The 16230-nt window shown below is 74.7% G+C and carries 12 protein-coding genes; all 12 read left to right on the forward strand.

Annotated features, from left to right (window positions below; translation table 11 throughout):
• Position 1 precedes the first annotated feature (1 nt).
• The 12 genes from SNE206_RS01100 (at position 2) to SNE206_RS01155 (ending at position 15830) form a co-directional block, all read left to right on the forward strand.
• Entirely contained in the window at positions 2 to 1195 is a 1194-nt protein-coding gene (locus SNE206_RS01100; protein ID WP_407911398.1) for an argininosuccinate synthase, read from the forward strand.
• Between the two features lie 73 nt (positions 1196 to 1268).
• Positions 1269 to 2693 carry an argininosuccinate lyase gene (gene argH, locus SNE206_RS01105; protein ID WP_405010447.1) on the forward strand — a complete coding sequence of 475 codons (1425 nt, stop codon included), beginning with the start codon at positions 1269 to 1271 and terminating at the stop codon, positions 2691 to 2693.
• Positions 2694 to 2756: 63 nt separating this feature from the next.
• Positions 2757 to 3395, forward strand: coding sequence for an RNA polymerase sigma factor (locus tag SNE206_RS01110; protein WP_407911399.1), 639 nt, complete (start codon positions 2757 to 2759; stop codon positions 3393 to 3395).
• A 258-nt stretch (positions 3396 to 3653) separates the two neighbouring features.
• Positions 3654 to 4154 carry a GNAT family N-acetyltransferase gene (locus SNE206_RS01115; protein ID WP_407911400.1) on the forward strand — a complete coding sequence of 167 codons (501 nt, stop codon included), beginning with the start codon at positions 3654 to 3656 and terminating at the stop codon, positions 4152 to 4154.
• Positions 4155 to 4620: 466 nt separating this feature from the next.
• On the forward strand, positions 4621 to 5643 hold the full coding sequence (locus SNE206_RS01120) for a methionine ABC transporter ATP-binding protein (RefSeq protein ID WP_407911401.1): 1023 nt from the start codon (positions 4621 to 4623) through the stop codon (positions 5641 to 5643).
• Complete coding sequence (locus SNE206_RS01125) at positions 5640 to 6371, forward strand: methionine ABC transporter permease (RefSeq protein ID WP_407911402.1); 732 nt, start codon at positions 5640 to 5642, stop codon at positions 6369 to 6371. Before SNE206_RS01120 ends, SNE206_RS01125 begins: the two co-directional genes overlap by 4 nt.
• A 79-nt stretch (positions 6372 to 6450) precedes the next feature.
• Positions 6451 to 7287 carry a MetQ/NlpA family ABC transporter substrate-binding protein gene (locus SNE206_RS01130; protein WP_407911403.1) on the forward strand — a complete coding sequence of 279 codons (837 nt, stop codon included), beginning with the start codon at positions 6451 to 6453 and terminating at the stop codon, positions 7285 to 7287.
• A 187-nt stretch (positions 7288 to 7474) separates the two neighbouring features.
• Complete coding sequence (locus SNE206_RS01135; protein WP_407911404.1) at positions 7475 to 8107, forward strand: GNAT family N-acetyltransferase; 633 nt, start codon at positions 7475 to 7477, stop codon at positions 8105 to 8107.
• Positions 8108 to 8242: 135 nt separating this feature from the next.
• Positions 8243 to 9493, forward strand: coding sequence for a precorrin-6y C5,15-methyltransferase (decarboxylating) subunit CbiE (cbiE, locus tag SNE206_RS01140; protein ID WP_407911405.1), 1251 nt, complete (start codon positions 8243 to 8245; stop codon positions 9491 to 9493).
• A 372-nt stretch (positions 9494 to 9865) separates the two neighbouring features.
• Positions 9866 to 13573, forward strand: coding sequence for a nicotinate-nucleotide--dimethylbenzimidazole phosphoribosyltransferase (gene cobT, locus SNE206_RS01145; protein ID WP_407911406.1), 3708 nt, complete (start codon positions 9866 to 9868; stop codon positions 13571 to 13573).
• Positions 13574 to 13666: 93 nt separating this feature from the next.
• On the forward strand, positions 13667 to 14902 hold the full coding sequence (cobA, locus tag SNE206_RS01150; protein ID WP_407911407.1) for a uroporphyrinogen-III C-methyltransferase: 1236 nt from the start codon (positions 13667 to 13669) through the stop codon (positions 14900 to 14902).
• A gap of 109 nt (positions 14903 to 15011) precedes the next feature.
• On the forward strand, positions 15012 to 15830 hold the full coding sequence (locus SNE206_RS01155) for a TrmH family RNA methyltransferase (RefSeq protein ID WP_407911408.1): 819 nt from the start codon (positions 15012 to 15014) through the stop codon (positions 15828 to 15830).
• Positions 15831 to 16230 lie beyond the last annotated feature (400 nt).

Here is a 16230-nt window from a genome sequence, read left to right on the forward strand (position 1 = left end):
CGTGACCGAGCGCGTCGTACTCGCCTACTCGGGCGGTCTGGACACGTCCGTCTGCATCGGCTGGATCGCCGAGGAGACCGGCGCCGAGGTCATCGCCGTCGCCGTCGACGTCGGCCAGGGCGGCGAGGACCTGGACGCCATCCGCCAGCGCGCGCTCGACTGCGGCGCCGTCGAGGCCGAGGTCGCGGACGCCCGCACCGAGTTCGCCGACGAGTACTGCCTGCCCGCCATCAAGGCGAACGCCCTGTACCAGGGCCAGTACCCGCTGGTCTCCGCGCTCTCGCGGCCGGCGATCGTCAAGCACCTGGTGGCCGCCGCGCAGAAGCACGGCGCCAGCACCGTCGCCCACGGCTGCACCGGCAAGGGCAACGACCAGGTCCGCTTCGAGGTCGGCATCCAGTCGCTCGCCCCCGAGCTGAAGTGCATCGCCCCGGTCCGCGACTACGCGATGACCCGCGACAAGGCGATCGCCTTCGCCGAGGCGAAGAACCTCCCGATCGTGACCACCAAGAAGAACCCGTACTCGATCGACCAGAACGTGTTCGGTCGCGCCGTCGAGACGGGCTTCCTGGAGGACATCTGGAACGCCCCGGTCGAGGACGTCTACGAGTACACCCAGAACCCGGCCACCGCCCGTGAGGCCGACACCGTCGTCATCACCTTCGAGGCCGGCGTGCCGGTCGCGATCGACGGCCGCAAGGTCACCGTGCTCCAGGCGATCGAGGAGCTCAACACGCGGGCCGGCGCCCAGGGCATCGGCCGCCTCGACATGGTCGAGGACCGCCTGGTCGGCATCAAGTCCCGCGAGATCTACGAGGCCCCCGGCGCGATCGCCCTGATCACCGCCCACCAGGCCCTGGAGAACGTCACCGTCGAGCGCGAACTGGCCCGCTACAAGCGGCAGGTCGAGCAGCGCTGGGCCGAGCTCGTCTACGACGGCCTGTGGTTCTCCCCGCTCAAGCGCGCCCTGGACGGCTTCGTCAACGAGGCCAACCAGTCGGTCTCCGGCGAGATCCGGATGGTGCTGCACGGCGGCCGCGCGGTGGTCGACGGCCGCAAGTCCGACCAGTCGCTGTACGACTTCAACCTCGCCACGTACGACACCGGCGACACCTTCGACCAGTCGATGTCCAAGGGCTTCATCGAGATCTTCGGCATGTCCTCGAAGATCGCCGCCCGCCGCGACCTCGCCTGATCCGCACCCTCCCCGGGCCCCGGCCGCTCTCCCCGCGGCCGGGGCCCGACCTCACCCGTAAGGAGCCCACGCGATGACCGCCGACCAGAACGCCGACGTCCGACTCTGGGGCGCCCGCTTCGCCGACGGCCCGTCCGAGGCGCTGGCCAAGCTCTCCGCCTCGGTGCACTTCGACTGGCGCCTCGCGCCGTACGACATCGCCGGTTCCAAGGCGCACGCCCGGGTGCTGCACAAGGCGGGGCTGCTGAGCGACGACGAGCTCGCCGCGATGCTCGGCGGCCTGGACCAGCTGCTCGCCGACGTGGAGGCGGGCACCTTCACCGGCACCATCGCCGACGAGGACGTGCACACCGCCCTGGAGCGCGGCCTGCTGGAGCGCCTCGGCGCCGACCTCGGCGGCAAGCTGCGGGCCGGCCGGTCGCGCAACGACCAGATCGCCACGCTCTTCCGGATGTACCTCCGCGACCACGCGAGGACCATCGGCGGCCTGGTCCTCGACCTGCAGCACGCCCTGGTCGGCCTCGCCGAGGCCCACCCGGACACCGCCATGCCCGGCCGCACCCACCTCCAGCACGCGCAGCCGGTGCTCTTCGCCCACCACGTCCTCGCGCACGTGCAGGCCCTCGGCCGGGACGCCGAGCGGCTGCGCCAGTGGGACACCCGCACCGCCGTCTCCCCGTACGGCTCCGGCGCGCTCGCGGGCTCCTCGCTGGGCCTCGACCCGGAGGCCGTCGCCGCCGACCTCGGCTTCGAGCGGGGTTCGGTCGGCAACTCCATCGACGGCACGGCCTCGCGCGACTTCGTCGCCGAGTTCGCCTTCGTCACGGCGATGATCGGCATCAACCTCTCCCGCATCGCGGAGGAGGTGATCATCTGGAACACCAAGGAGTTCGGCTTCATCACGCTGCACGACGCCTTCTCCACCGGCTCCTCGATCATGCCGCAGAAGAAGAACCCGGACATCGCCGAGCTGGCCCGCGGCAAGTCCGGCCGCCTGATCGGCAACCTCACCGGCCTGCTCGCCACGCTCAAGGCCCTGCCGCTCGCGTACAACCGCGACCTGCAGGAGGACAAGGAGCCGGTCTTCGACTCCTGCGACACGCTGGAGGTCCTGCTGCCGGCCTTCACCGGCATGATGGCCACCCTCACCGTGCACCGGGAGCGCCTGGAGGAGCTGGCCCCCGCGGGCTTCTCGCTGGCCACCGACATCGCCGAGTGGCTGGTGAAGCAGGGCGTGCCGTTCCGGGTCGCGCACGAGGTCGCCGGCGCCTGCGTCAAGGCCTGCGAGCAGCAGGGCATCGAGCTCGGCGACCTGACGGACGAGCAGTTCGCCGCGATCTCCGCGCACCTGACGCCCGAGGTCCGCTCGGTGCTCAGCGTGCACGGCGCCATCGCCTCCCGCAACGGCCGCGGCGGCACCGCGCCGAGCGCCGTCGCCGTGCAGCTCGCCGAGGTCAAGGCCGACCTCGCGGTCCAGCAGGAGTGGGCGCAGGGCTGATCCGTCCCGGACGGACGGGGGCGCGCCGGGTGACCCGGCGCGCCCCGCGTCGTTGCGGCGGGTATGACCGACGTCCGTCCCGTCGCCGCACCCCCCGCGGCGGCCGGCCCCGCCGCCCGCCCGCTGCCCGTGGCCGCACCGCCGCCGGAGGGGCGGGCCGCCGCCCGGGCGGCCGTCGCCGGCCTGCCCGTGGCCGAGCTGCGCGGCGACCTCGTGCCCTTCGTGGCCGCCCTCGCCGGCGACCGGCTTGACGCCCAGGAGCTCGAACAGCAGGTCTGGCTGCACGCCGTCGAACGCGCCGCCGGGCCCGGCCTCCCGCCCGACCCGCGCGACTGGCTGCGCGGCGTCGCCGTCCGCGAGGCCAGGGCCGCCCGCCGCCGGGCCGCGCTGGAGACGCCCGTGCCGCGTCCCGGGCGCCCGCGGCGCGAGCCGTACGAGGAGCTGGCCGCCGCCGAGCTGGGCCGGGCGGTGCGGCGGGCCCTGGCGGAGCTGCCGGGCCGCTGCCCGGAGCTGCTGCGCTGCCTCGCGGAGTCGCCCGAGCTCACCTACACCGAGCTGGCCGCCCGGATGGGTGTGCCGCGCGGCAGCATCGGACCGACGCGGTCGCGCTGCCTGGCGGGCCTGCGGGCCCTGCTGGCGGCCCGCAGGGCGGACTGGACGGGCTCTCCCGGCCCGGCCGGCGGCGGCCCGCCGGGAACGTGACGCTCACCACGTCCGGGAGGCGGAAGGTTGAGAGCGGGCGACGCCTGGGTAGAGCGCTGGCGAACGTCTCTCCCGAAGGCGGCACGGCTGCCCGGAGCACCGGCGCGAGCGCAGGTGCGGCCGCGCCGTGCGCCGCGCCGCCCGACGGGTCGTTCGACCGTTCTCCCGGCCGGGCCGATCCCCGTCCGGGACCTCAGGCCGGGCACCGGTGCGCACCCTCGCACAGCACCGGGCACTAACGATGGGGAGACCCCGTACATGGGCATGAGTGTGATCATCTCGCCGGCCACGCCGGACGATGCCGAGCAGATTCTCAAGCTGCAGTACCTCGGCTACCAGCAGGAGGCGGAGCTCTACTCGGACTGGTCGCTGGCACCGCTGACCCAGACCCTGGAGAGCCTCCGCGCCGAGCTGGCCGAGCAGGAGTTCCTGGTGGCGCGCCTCGGCGACGAGGTCGTCGGCACCGTACGCGGCCGGGTCGATCCGGACGGCGTCGGCCGCATCGGCCGTCTGGTCGTCCATCCGCGGATGCAGCGTCACGGCCTCGGCGGCCGGCTGCTGGAGGCCGTGGAGGAACGCCTGGCCGAGCGGCAGCCGGTGTACGGCTTCGAGCTGTCCACCGGCCACCGCAGCCTCGGCAACCTGCGCCTCTACGCCCGGCTCGGCTACCGGCAGACCTCCGTCCGCGAGGTCTCCGGCCGGCTGTCCCTGGTGACCCTCGCCAAGACGGTCGCGGCCCCGCTGGCCGCCTCCGCCTGATCCGTCCCGCACGCCCGACGGCGCCCTTCCCGCACGGGGAGGGCGTCGTCGGGCTTGTGCGGCAAGGGTCGTGTCCGTATTTCGGACCAGGAGTCCTGATTATTGGGATCGTGTCCGATCTTCTGCTTAACTGGATCCCATGACTGCGACCACGCCATGCACCCCCACCGGCCTCATGCCGGGCGGCGCGCGCCGCATGTGCTGTCGCACGTGTCACCGCTGAGGGCCCTCGTCACCCTTCCTCGCGCCCCGAAGCGAGCACCCGCGCCGCCCCGCCGGCGCCCCTCCCCGGCCGTCCGTCGCCGATGACTCGTCAGGGCCACGCCCGCGGGCGTCACCGCCCCCCGGCGGCCATGATCGACCTACGGCACCGGTGACATCCCCTTCCTCAGGCGTGCCCCCGTGCGCCGCCGTCCCCACCGGCGCGCCGACGGCCCGCCGCGCCCCCGACCAACGGAAAGCAGCCGTGATCACCACCCAGGGCCTCACGAAGGTCTACCGCTCACGCGGCCGAGAGATCACCGCCCTCGACGGCGTCGACCTCCACGTCCGCCCGGGCGAGGTCTACGGAGTCGTCGGCACCAGCGGCGCCGGCAAGTCCACCCTCATCCGCTGCGTGAACATGCTGGAGCGGCCCACGGCCGGCAGCGTCACGGTGGACGGCGTCGACCTGACGGCCCTGACCGGCGGCGAGAACCGCGCCGGCCGCGAACTCCGCGAGGCGCGCCGCCGGATCGGCATGGTCTTCCAGCACTTCAACCTGCTCTCCTCGCGCACCGTGCAGCAGAACGTCGAGCTGCCCCTGGAGATCATCGGCCTCGACCGCACCGGGCGACGCCGCAAGGCCGCGGAACTGCTCGACCTCGTCGGCCTCGCCGACAAGGCCCGCGCCTACCCCGCCCAGCTCTCCGGCGGCCAGAAGCAGCGCGTCGGCATCGCCCGCGCCCTCGCCGGCGACCCCAAGGTGCTGCTCTCCGACGAGGCCACCAGCGCCCTCGACCCCGAGACCACCCGCTCGATCCTCGCCCTGCTGCGCGACCTCAACCAGCAGCTCGGCCTGACCGTCCTGCTGATCACGCACGAGATGGACGTCATCAAGTCGATCTGCGACTCCGCCGCCCTCATGCGCGACGGCCGGATCGTCGAGCAGGGCGTGCTCACCGAACTCCTCGCCACCGGAGGGTCGCAGCTCGCCCGCGACCTCTTCCCGCTCGGCGAGTTCGCCTCCGGCCACAGCGGCCACACCGTCGTCGAGATCACCTTCCAGGGCGACACCCCGGCGCAGCCGTTCGTCTCCCAGCTCGCGCGGACCTACCAGATCGACATCAACATCCTCGGCGCCGCCGTCGAGACCGTCTCCGGCCGCATGGTCGGCCGCATGCGCGTCGAACTCCCCGGCAGGCACGAGGACAACGTCGTACCGATCGGCTTCCTGCGCGAGCAGGGCCTCCAGGTCGACGTGCTCGACGGGGCGGGGGCCGCCGCATGACCTGGGACCAGATGCAGGAACTGCTGTGGCCCGCCACCTGGGAGACCCTCCAGATGGTCGGCGTCTCCTCGGTCGCCACCGTGCTGCTCGGCCTGCCGCTCGGCGTGCTGCTCGTCCTCACCGACAAGGGCGGGCTGCTGCACCACCCCGCCGTCAACCGGGTGCTCGGCGCCGCCGTGAACATCGGCCGCTCGCTGCCGTTCATCATCCTCATGGTGGCGCTGCAGGGCTTCACCAAGTCGATCGCCGGCACCACCATCGGCTGGCAGGCCGCGACCGTGCCGCTCACCATCGGCGCCATCCCGTTCTTCGCCCGGCTCGTCGAGACGGCCGTCCGCGAGGTCGACGGCGGACTCGTCGAGGCCGTCCAGTCGATGGGCGGCTCCACCGCCACCATCGTGCGCAAGACCCTGCTGCCCGAGTCGCTGCCCGCCCTCGTCGCCTCCGTGACGACCACCGTCATCACGCTCATCGGCTACTCCGCGATGGCCGGCGTCGTCGGCGGCGGCGGACTCGGCGACCTCGCCGTCCGCTACGGCTACCTGCGCTTCGAGACCGGCTTCATGTGGGTGATCATCGCCGAGCTGATCGTGATCGTCACGGCCATCCAGCTCCTCGGCGACTTCACCGCCCGCCGCCTCGGCCACCGCGGCACCACCGGCCGCCGGTTCCGCCCCGAGGCCGTCGACCTCCCCGGCGAGGAGAAAGCGGCGGAACCCGTCCGCTGACCCCCGCCCCACCAGCCCCGGCCGGAGCTCCCACCAGGACCCGGCCGATCCCACCGCACCACGGAGAAAGGCACTTTTCGTGCGTAACGTCCTGAAGTACACCAGCGTCCTCGTCACCGCCGGCCTCGCCCTCTCGGTCGCCGCCTGCTCCAGCAGCGGCTCCTCCACCACCGGGGCGAGCGCGGACCCGGACAAGGCCCTGGTCGTCATCGCCAGCCCCACCCCGCACGCGCAGATCCTCGACTACGTCAAGAAGAACCTCGCCGACAAGGCCGGGCTCAAGCTCGACGTCAAGGTGGTCACCGACTACGTGACCCCCAACACCGCGGTGCAGGACGGCTCGGCCGACGCCAACTACTTCCAGCACGTTCCGTACCTGGAGGACTTCAACAAGAAGAACGGCACCGACATCGTCTCCGTCGAGTCCGTCCACCTGGAGCCGCTCGGCGTCTACTCCAAGAAGGTCAAGTCGGTCGCCGAGCTCCAGGACGGCGCCGAGGTCGGCGTGCCCAACGACGCCACCAACGAGGGCCGCGCGCTCAAGCTGCTCGCCGACAACGGCGTCATCACCCTCAAGTCCGGCGCCGGCACCACCGCGACCGTCCAGGACATCGCCTCCAACCCCAAGAACCTCAAGTTCAAGGAGCTGGAGGCCGCCCAGCTGCCGCGCTCCCTCGGCGACCTCGACGCCGCCGTCGTCAACGGCAACTACGCCCTCGACTCCGGCCTCAAGCCCGCCACCGACGCCATCGTCCTGGAGAAGGCCGAGGGCAACCCGTACGCCAACATCCTCGCCGTCAAGAAGGGCGGCGAGGACGACCCGCGCGTCAAGAAGCTCGCCGAGCTCCTGCACTCCGCCGAGGTCAAGAAGTACATCGACGACACCTTCGACGGCTCGGTGATCCCGGCCTTCTGAGCCGCGCACCACGCCGCCCGGCCGGGCCCCGCCGCACCCCGCGGCGGGGCCCGGCCGCGCAGTATGCGCCGTGCGCACCCCTCCCGGCAGCCGAACTGACGGGCCGTCGCCGGAATGCCGGTACCCTGGCACGCCCGGAGAAAGGCGGGGCGTACGGTGTGTCCACGACCCGGCGAGGAGAGACGGCATGGCAGCGAGCTTCCCCGAGACAGCCATCAGCACCGAACGGCTGTTGCTGCGCCCGCTGGACGACGGCGACACCGCGGGCCTGGTCGCCCTCGCGGCCGACGAGCAGGTGCAGACCTGGACCGCCCTGCCCGTGCCGTTCACCGAGACGCACGCCCGCCACCTCGTCCGCGTCCTCGCCCCCGGCCGGCGCGCCGACGGCGGCGGCATCGTCTTCGCCGTCGCCGAACACCTCACCCAGCGCCTCGTCGGCCTCGTCGACCTGCGCGCCACCGACTGGCGGCTGCGCGCCACCGAGATCGGCTTCATCACCGCCGCCTGGGCCCGCGGCGAGGGCTACGCCCCCGAGGCCGTCCTCGGCGTCGCCCAGTGGCTCTTCGAGGACCGCGGCTTCCTCCGCCTCGAACTCCGCACCGCCGCGGGCAACATCGCCGCCCAGCAGGTCGCCCAGAAGACCGGCGCCATCAGCGAGGGCGTCCTGCGCAGCGCCGGCATAGTCCGCGGCGAGGAGACGGACCGACGCGGCGCACCCGACACCCGCACCGACCTCATCCTGTGGAGCCTCCTCCCCGAGGACCTCGACACCCCGCAGACCGACGGCTGGGCCGAGCAGCGCTACGTGCTCCACGACTGACCGCGCCCGCCCGCACCACCGCGGTGCCCGGCCCGCCGCCCCCACCGGGTACCCTCTGCACCGGGACGCGCGAGCCGCACGGCGCACGCCGTCCGACATCGGGGCGGACACGGGGCGTAGGGAGAACAGCCGCAGATGGCTGACCGGATCACGGTCATCGGGTGGGACGGCACGCCGCTGACCGAGGCGGCCGCGTCCGCGCTCGCCGGGGCCACCCTGGTGGCGGGCGCACCCTTCCAACTGGCCGCACTGCCGGTGCCGCCGGGCGCCGAGCGCATCGCGCTCGGGAGCGTCCGGGCCGCCGCCCGCCGCATCGTCGAACACCGCGGCACCGCCGTCGTCGTCGCCGAGGGCGACCCCGGCTTCTTCGGCGTCGTCCGCACCCTGCGCCGCCCCGAGTACGGGCTCGAACTCGAAGTCCTGCCGGCCGTCTCCTCCGTCGCCGCCGCGTTCGCGCGCGCCGGCATGGCCTGGGAGGACGCCCAGGTCGTCTCCGCCCACGGCGGACGGCTGCGCCGCGCCGCCAACGTCTGCCGCGCCCACACCAAGGTCGCGGTCCTCACCACCGCCGACGCCGGCCCCAGCGAACTCGCCCTCATGCTCCGCGGCGTCCACCGCACCTTCGTCGTCTGCGAGGCCCTCGGCACCCCCGAGGAGGACGTCACCGTCCTCACCTCCGACCGGGTGCCCGACCACGACTGGCGCGACCCCAGCGTCGTCCTCGTCATCGGCGGCACCCCGCCCGCCGTCGACGAGGCCGCCGGCTGGCTCGCCGGCCGGCCCGTGGCCTTCCCCGGCGGCGACCGCGGCTGGGCGCTGCCCGCCGACGCGTACGCGGGCGCCGGCACCCCCGCCGGCCCGGCCGACGGCGACACCGCGCTGCCCCCGCACGTCCGCGCCCTCGCCCTCGCGCGGCTCGGCCCCGTCCCCGGCGACCTCGTCTGGACGGTCGGGGCCGGCAGCGGCGCCCTCGCCGTGGAGACGGCCCGGTTCGGTGCCGCCGTGGTCGCCGTCGAGTCCGACCGCGCCGCCTGCGCCCGGATCGGCGTCAACGCGCGCCGGTACGGCGTCGAGGTCGACGTGGTGCACGGTGCCGTCCCCGACATCCTCGGCGGACTGCCCGAACCCGACGCCGTCGCCGTGGAGCGAGGGGGCGTACGGGTGGTGAGCGCGGTGCTCGCGCGCCGACCCGAGCGCCTGGTCGCCGTCGCGCACACCCTGGCGGAGGCCGAGGCGATCCACGGGGCCGTCGCCGCCGCCGGGTACCGCGTCGACGGCACGCTGCTCCAGTCCGCACCCCTGACCGCGGCACCCGGGGCGTCCTCCGGCCTCACCCTCGGACCGGGGGAGCACACCGCGGTGCTCTGGGGCGAACTCCCTTCCTGACGTTCCGTGCACCGGACACCGGCCCGGACCGGCACGGGTGATCCCCGTCCCATCCGGACACCGATTCGAGAGGCCGTCGGCGCCGAACGATAGGGTGGCGTCATGGTTGCGCACGGCGATCGGTGCACGTGCCCATCAGGCACGGACGCCCTTTCCGCCGCGCCGCAACCGCCAGGGGCGGATTCGCGGGCATTCGACGTGGCGCTCGCCGGGCCGGGAGAATGCCGAAGGGCCCGGAGCGGTCGTGCCGGATGCCCCGGCTAGTCGTTATTTCTGATGGCGTGCCACCCGGGACGGGTGGCACGCAGGGGTGGCTGCGGTCCGCGATCGCGTCGCCGAGGACGCGAAAGCGGCCTGGAAGGAGCTTTGGACATGACCGATGGTGGCCACCTCCCGAGCGATGGCTCCCTCGTACCTCCGGGCGGCCACGCCACGGGGGCACCGGAACACCTGACCGCGCCCGACCCGCTCACCGCGCCGTTCGAGGCCGTCGCGCCCGGCCTGGCCGCGGCCGCGCCCTTCACCGCCGAGCCCTGGCAGGGCGAGCGGCGTCCGGCGTACACCTTCCTCGACCAGCCGGACCCGCTGGACGAGGAGGAGGACGAGCTGCTCATGCCCGGCCCGCAGACCACCTGGGGCAACCCCGTGCACGGCGCCCTGGAGACCGTCCACGTGGACTCCGTCGAGGTGCCAGCCGCGCCCGCCGCGATGCCGCCCGTGGTCGACACCATGGCGCTGCGCACCCTCGACGAGCCCCAGGCCGCCGCCGCGGACGATGCGGAGCAGCCGCCCGGCGTGCCCGTCGAGCCGTCCTGGCCGCCGCTCACGCCGCCGCTGACGGCCCTCGGCACGGACGCGCCCGAGCCGTCCGCCGGAACGCAGGCCGCCGGGGTGCAGGCCGTCGAGGTCCGGTCCGTCGAGGTCCGGTCCGTCGAGGTGCAGTCCGGGTCCATCGGTCAGGTGCCCGTCCCGGAGGCCGCCCCGGCGCCGCAGGGCGTGCCGCAGCCGGCCCGCCGCCCGCTCCACGCGGGTCCGCCGATCCCCGACCCGTCCCTGATGACCGGTCAGGTGCCCGTGCGCTCGCTGGCCGACCGCGGCCCGTCCGGTGCCCCCGGCCAGGGCAGCACGCCCGCGCACGGTGTGCCGATCGCGGTCGCGCCCGTCGCGGCACCCGAGCCCGCGGCGCTCCGGACGGCCGTGCCTCAGCAGGCCGCCCCCCTGTCGGCCGCCGCCGAGCCGCAGGCGGTGCAGTCCGCCGTGGAGCAGTTCACCGTGGACCACGGCGTGCTGGAGGCGGAGCAGGCCGTCGTCGGCCTGCCCGTCCCGGCGCAGCACGAGCAGCAGCAGACCGTCCAGGGCGCCGCGCAGCCCGTGCAGCCGGTCGCACCGGCCGTGGCCGCACCGGTCGTCGTCGAGGTCCCCGCGCCCGAGCCGGTCCCGGCCGAGGCCGTCGCGGTGGGCACTGCCGGGCCCGCGGTGCCCGAGCAGGCCGTGGTGCCCGAGCAGGCCGTGGTGCCTGCGGAGCCCGCCGCCGAGCAGGTCCCGCAGTTCGCCGTTCCGGCCGAGGTCCCCGTGGAGGCCGTTCCGGTCGCCGTTCCCGCGCAACCCGTCGCGCAGCCGCGCCGGATCGCCGCGTTCCTCGCCGACCCGGCCCCGCAGCACGGTCTCCCGGTCATCCCGCGGGAGGAGCCCCTGGCTGCCCCCGCCGAGGTGCCGGTCCTCGCCGAGCCCGTCGTCGCCGAGCCGGCCGTGGTCGAGGCGATCGCGGTGGTCGCGCCGGTGGCGGAGCCCGCCGCCGAGCAGCCCACCGCAGAGCAGGCCGTTGCCGACCAGCCCGCCGCAGAGCAGGCCGTTGCCGAGCAGGCCGCCGTCGGAGTGCCGGCGGAGGAGCAGCCCGCCGTCGAGGTGCCGGTCGTGGAGCCGGAGGCCGCCGCGCAGCCGGTGACCGAGGCCGTGGCCGAGGCCGTGCCGGCCGCCGTCGAGGCGCCGGTCGCGGTGACGGACGTACCGGTTGCCGACGAGGCCCCCGCCGTCCCGCCGGTCGCCGCCGAGCCGGTCGCCGCCGACGTGCCGTCCGTGACGGCGTCCCCCGTCGAGCCGGTCGCGATCGAGCAGGCCGAGCCCGCCGTCGCAGAGCCGCCCACCGAGCCGCCCACCGAGCAGTCGGCCGAGCAGTCGGCCGAGCCCGTCCCTGCCGAGCCCGTCCTCGTCGAGCCGGCTGTCGCCGGGCAGCCGGCGGCGGAGGAGCCCGTCGTGGCCGGCGAAGCGGTGGAGGAGACGGCCGGGGAGCCCGTGGAGGAGCCCGAGCCCGTCGCCGTCGACCGTCCGGCTGCCGCGCCCGGGTTCGACGAGGTCGGCCGGGAGGCCGTCCACCAGGTCATCCGCGAGCGCCGCGACATCCGCAACGGCTTCCGCCCCGACCCGATCCCGCACGAGGTGCTGCTCCGGGTCCTGGAGGCCGCGCACACGGCGCCGAGCGTGGGCTACTCCCAGCCGTGGGACTTCGTCGTCATCCGCTCGCGCAAGACCCGCCGCACGATGCACGAGCTCGCCGAGCGCCAGCGCGACGCGTACGCGGCCTCGCTGCCGAAGGGCCGCGCCAAGCAGTTCAAGGAAATCAAGATCGAGGCCATCCTCGAAACGCCGGTCAACATCGTGGTGACCGCCGACCGCACCCGCGGCGGCCGGCACACCCTGGGCCGGCACACCCAGCCGCAGATGGCGCCGTACTCGGCCGCGCTGGCCGTCGAGAACCTCTGGCTCGCCGCCCGCGCGGAGGGCCTGGGCGTCGGCTGGGTGAGCTTCTTCGACGAGGACGAGATGGTCCGCGAGCTCGGCCTGCCCGAGCACCTGGAGGTCGTCGCCTACCTGTGCGTCGGGTACGTCGACGCGTTCCCCGACGAGCCCGAGCTGCAGCAGCAGGGCTGGGCGAAGAAGCGGCCGCTCTCCTGGGTCGTCCACGAGGAGCAGTACGGCAACCGCGCGCTGCCCGGCGAGGAGCCGCACAGCCTGCTCGCCGACACGCTGCGCGGCATCCGCCCGCTCGACGCGAAGTCGCTGGGCGACGCGTGGGACCGCCAGAAGCGGATGACCAAGCCGGCCGGTTCGCTGGGCATGCTGGAGATCATCGGGGCCCAGCTCAGCGGTCTGGCCCGCAAGTGCCCGCCGCCGATCCCGGAGCCGGCCTGCGTGGCGATCTTCGCCGGCGACCACGGCGTGCACGCCCAGGGCGTCACCCCGTGGCCGCAGGAGGTCACCGGCCAGATGGTGGCGAACTTCCTCGCCGGGGGCGCGGTGGTCAACGCCTTCGCCGCGCAGGTCGGCGCGGAGGTCTGCGTGGTCGACGTCGGGGTGAAGTCCGACCTGCCGGACGCCATCCAGCAGGGCCGCACCACCGGCCTGCTGCCGCGCAAGGTCAAGCCCGGCACCGACGACATGACGCAGGGCCCGGCGATGACCCGCGAGGAGGCCGTGCAGGCCGTCGAGGTCGGCATCGAGACCGCGCGCGACCTCGTCGCGGCCGGCAACAAGGTGCTGATCACCGGCGACATGGGCATCGCGAACACCACGGCGTCCGCCGCACTGATCTCGGTCTTCACCGGCGTCGACCCGGCCGAGGTCACCGGGCGCGGCACCGGCATCGACGACGCCACGCACGCCCGCAAGGTCGAGGTCGTCCGGGCGGCCCTGGCCCTGCACCAGCCCGACCCGGCCGACCCGATCGGCGTCCTCGCCGCCGTCGGCGGTCTGGAGCACGCGGCGATCGCCGGGTTCCTGCTCGGTGCGGCCTCGCTGCGCACCCCGGTCATCCTGGACGGCGTCATCGCGGGGTCGGCGGCGCTGGCGGCGAAGGCCGTGGCCCCGGAGGCGCTGGCCGCCTGCATCGCGGGCCACCGCTCGGCCGAGCCGGGCCACCAGGCCGCGCTCGCCAAGCTCGGTCTGCGGCCGCTGATCGACCTCGACCTGCGTCTCGGCGAGGGCACCGGCGCCCTGCTGGCGCTCCCGCTGGTGCAGAGCGCGGCCCGCGCGATGCACGATGTAGCCACCTTCGACTCCGCCGGGGTCACCGAGAAGGCCTGAGTCAACCCGGCCTCTCCCGTACCGGCCCGAGGGCGCGCCGGTACGGGAGAGGCGCGCGCCGATCCTGTTCCTCCCCACCCAGGAGCTCCGCCCATGAACGCGCCCGCACCCCACCCCACCACCGAGGGGCTGACCCCGTACCCGGTCGGACTGCTCCTCGCAGGCCGGCGTGTCGTCGTGGTCGGCGGCGGCCAGGTCGCGCAGCGCCGGCTGCCGGCGCTGATCGCCTCCGGCGCCGACATCCACCTGATATCCCCGCACACCACGCCCGCCGTGCACGCCATGGCGGACGCGGGCGAGATCACCTGGCACGAGCGCCCCTACGCCGAGGGCGACCTCGCCGACACCTGGTACGCGCTGGTGGCCACCGACTCCCCGGCCGTCAACACGGCCGTCTCCGCGGAGGCCGAGCGGCTGCGGGTCTTCTGCGCCCGCAGCGACGACGCGTCCGCGGCCACCGCCTGGACGCCCGCCAGCGGCCGTGACGGCGGTGCGACGGTGGCCGTGCTCACGGGCGACCCCCGGCACTCGGCGGGCCTGCGCAACGCCATCGTCGACGCCCTGCGGGACGGCTCCCTCACCGCCCGCCAGTACCGCGAGCGCACGCCGGGCGTGGCCCTGGTGGGCGGTGGCCCCGGCGACCCGGACCTGATCACCGTCCGCGGCCGCCGGCTGCTGGCCGACGCCGACGTGGTGGTCGCCGACCGGCTCGCCCCGCGCGAGCTGCTCGCCGAGCTGCCGCCGCACGTCGAGGTGATCGACGCCTCCAAGATCCCGTACGGCCGCTACATGGCGCAGGAGGCGATCAACCGGACGCTGATCGACCACGCCAAGGCCGGCAGGTTCGTGGTCCGTCTCAAGGGCGGCGACCCGTACGTCTTCGGGCGCGGCGGCGAGGAACTGCTGGCCTGCCTGGAGGCCGGGCTGCCGGTCACCGTCGTGCCGGGCATCTCCAGCTCGATCAGCGTCCCGGCGGCGGTGGGCATCCCGGTCACGCACCGCGGCATGACGCACGAGTTCACCGTGATCTCCGGCCACGTCGGCCCGGACGAGCGCTCCCTCACGAACTGGGACGCCGCGGCGCGGATGACCGGCACCCTGGTGCTGCTGATGGCCGTCGACAAGATCGGTGCCATCGCGGCGAAGCTGATCGAGTGCGGCCGCTCCGCGGACACCCCGGTCGCCGTCGTCCAGGAGGGCACGACCGCGGCCCAGCGCCGCGTCGACGCCACCCTCGCCACGGTCGGCGCGGTCGTGGCAGCCGAGCAGATCAAGCCCCCGGCCGTGATCGTCGTCGGCGACGTGGTGAACGTGCTCGCGCACGGCTGACCTGCGCCGCACCGTGCGGGGGGCGTCGGGCGGTCGGCCCGGCGCCCCCGGCACGTCCGGGTCCGTCCGGGTTTGGAGTCGCGGGCACCGACCGGGCAGGATCGACCCCGTGTCCGAACCGCGTACCGTCACCGACCCCGCCGACCCCCGGCTCGCCGACTACACCGGCCTGACCGACGTCGAGCTCCGCCGCCGCCGCGAGCCCGCCGAGGGCCTGTTCATCGCGGAGGGGGAGAAGGTCATCCGCCGCGCGGTCGACGCGGGCTACCGGATGCGGTCCATGCTCCTCACCCCGAAGTGGCTCGACGTGATGGGCGACGTCATCGCCGCCGCGGACGCCCCCGTGCACGTCGTCGAGCCCGCCCTCGCCGAGGAGGTCACCGGCTACCACGTGCACCGCGGCGCGCTCGCGTCGATGCAGCGCAGGCCGCTGCCCGGTGCGGCCGACCTGCTCCGGGGGAGCACGGTGCGGCGGGTCGCCGTCTTCGAGGACATCGTCGACCACGCCAACATCGGCGCCGCCTTCCGGAACGCGGCGGCCCTCGGCGTCGACGCCGTCCTCCTCACGCCCCGCTGCGCGGATCCCTTCTACCGGCGTGCGGTGAAGGTGTCGATGGGCGCCGTGTTCCAGGTGCCGTGGACCCGCCTGGAGTCCTGGCCCGCCGACATCGCGACCATCCGCGGGGCCGGGTTCACCGTCGCGGCACTGTGCCTGAGCGACCGGGCGATCACCCTCGACGCCCTGGCGGCACGGGAGGACGAGCGGCTCGCCCTGGTCTTCGGCACCGAGGGCGACGGCCTGGCCGCGCGCACCCTGGCGGCGGCGGACGAGCACGTCCGCATCCCGATGGACGGCGGCGTCGACTCCCTCAACGTGGCGGCGGCGTCGGCCGTCGCCTTCTACGCGACCCGGCCCCGGCCCGCCTGATCCGGCTCCCCGCGGCGGGCTGCCCGCGGCGTCGCCCCCGGAGGGCCCGCGGCGGTCTCAGCGGCCGCCGGAGACCCCGGCGCCCGGCCAGGACTCCTCCAGCCCGCCGTCGCTCCGCACCGTGTACCGGGTGGAGGAGACCGCGCCGGTCAGGGAGACCTTCTCCTCCCGGACGAGGGCGCCGCTCTCGACCCGCCAGACCGCGGCGGCCTGGGGGTCGGCGGCGGAGGCGCGCGAGGACACCGGCACGGCCGCGTCGCCGTCGAAGGCGAACAGCGAGACGAGGTCGACGGGCACGGCCCCCTCGGCCCGGCGCAGCACGACGAGCGCGGCCGGTGCGCCGCGGTAGCGGACGGGCAGCACGGTGCTGAGCGCGATCCGGGCGCCGTCGGCGCCGCCC

This window comes from Kitasatospora sp. NE20-6, from assembly GCF_045862635.1.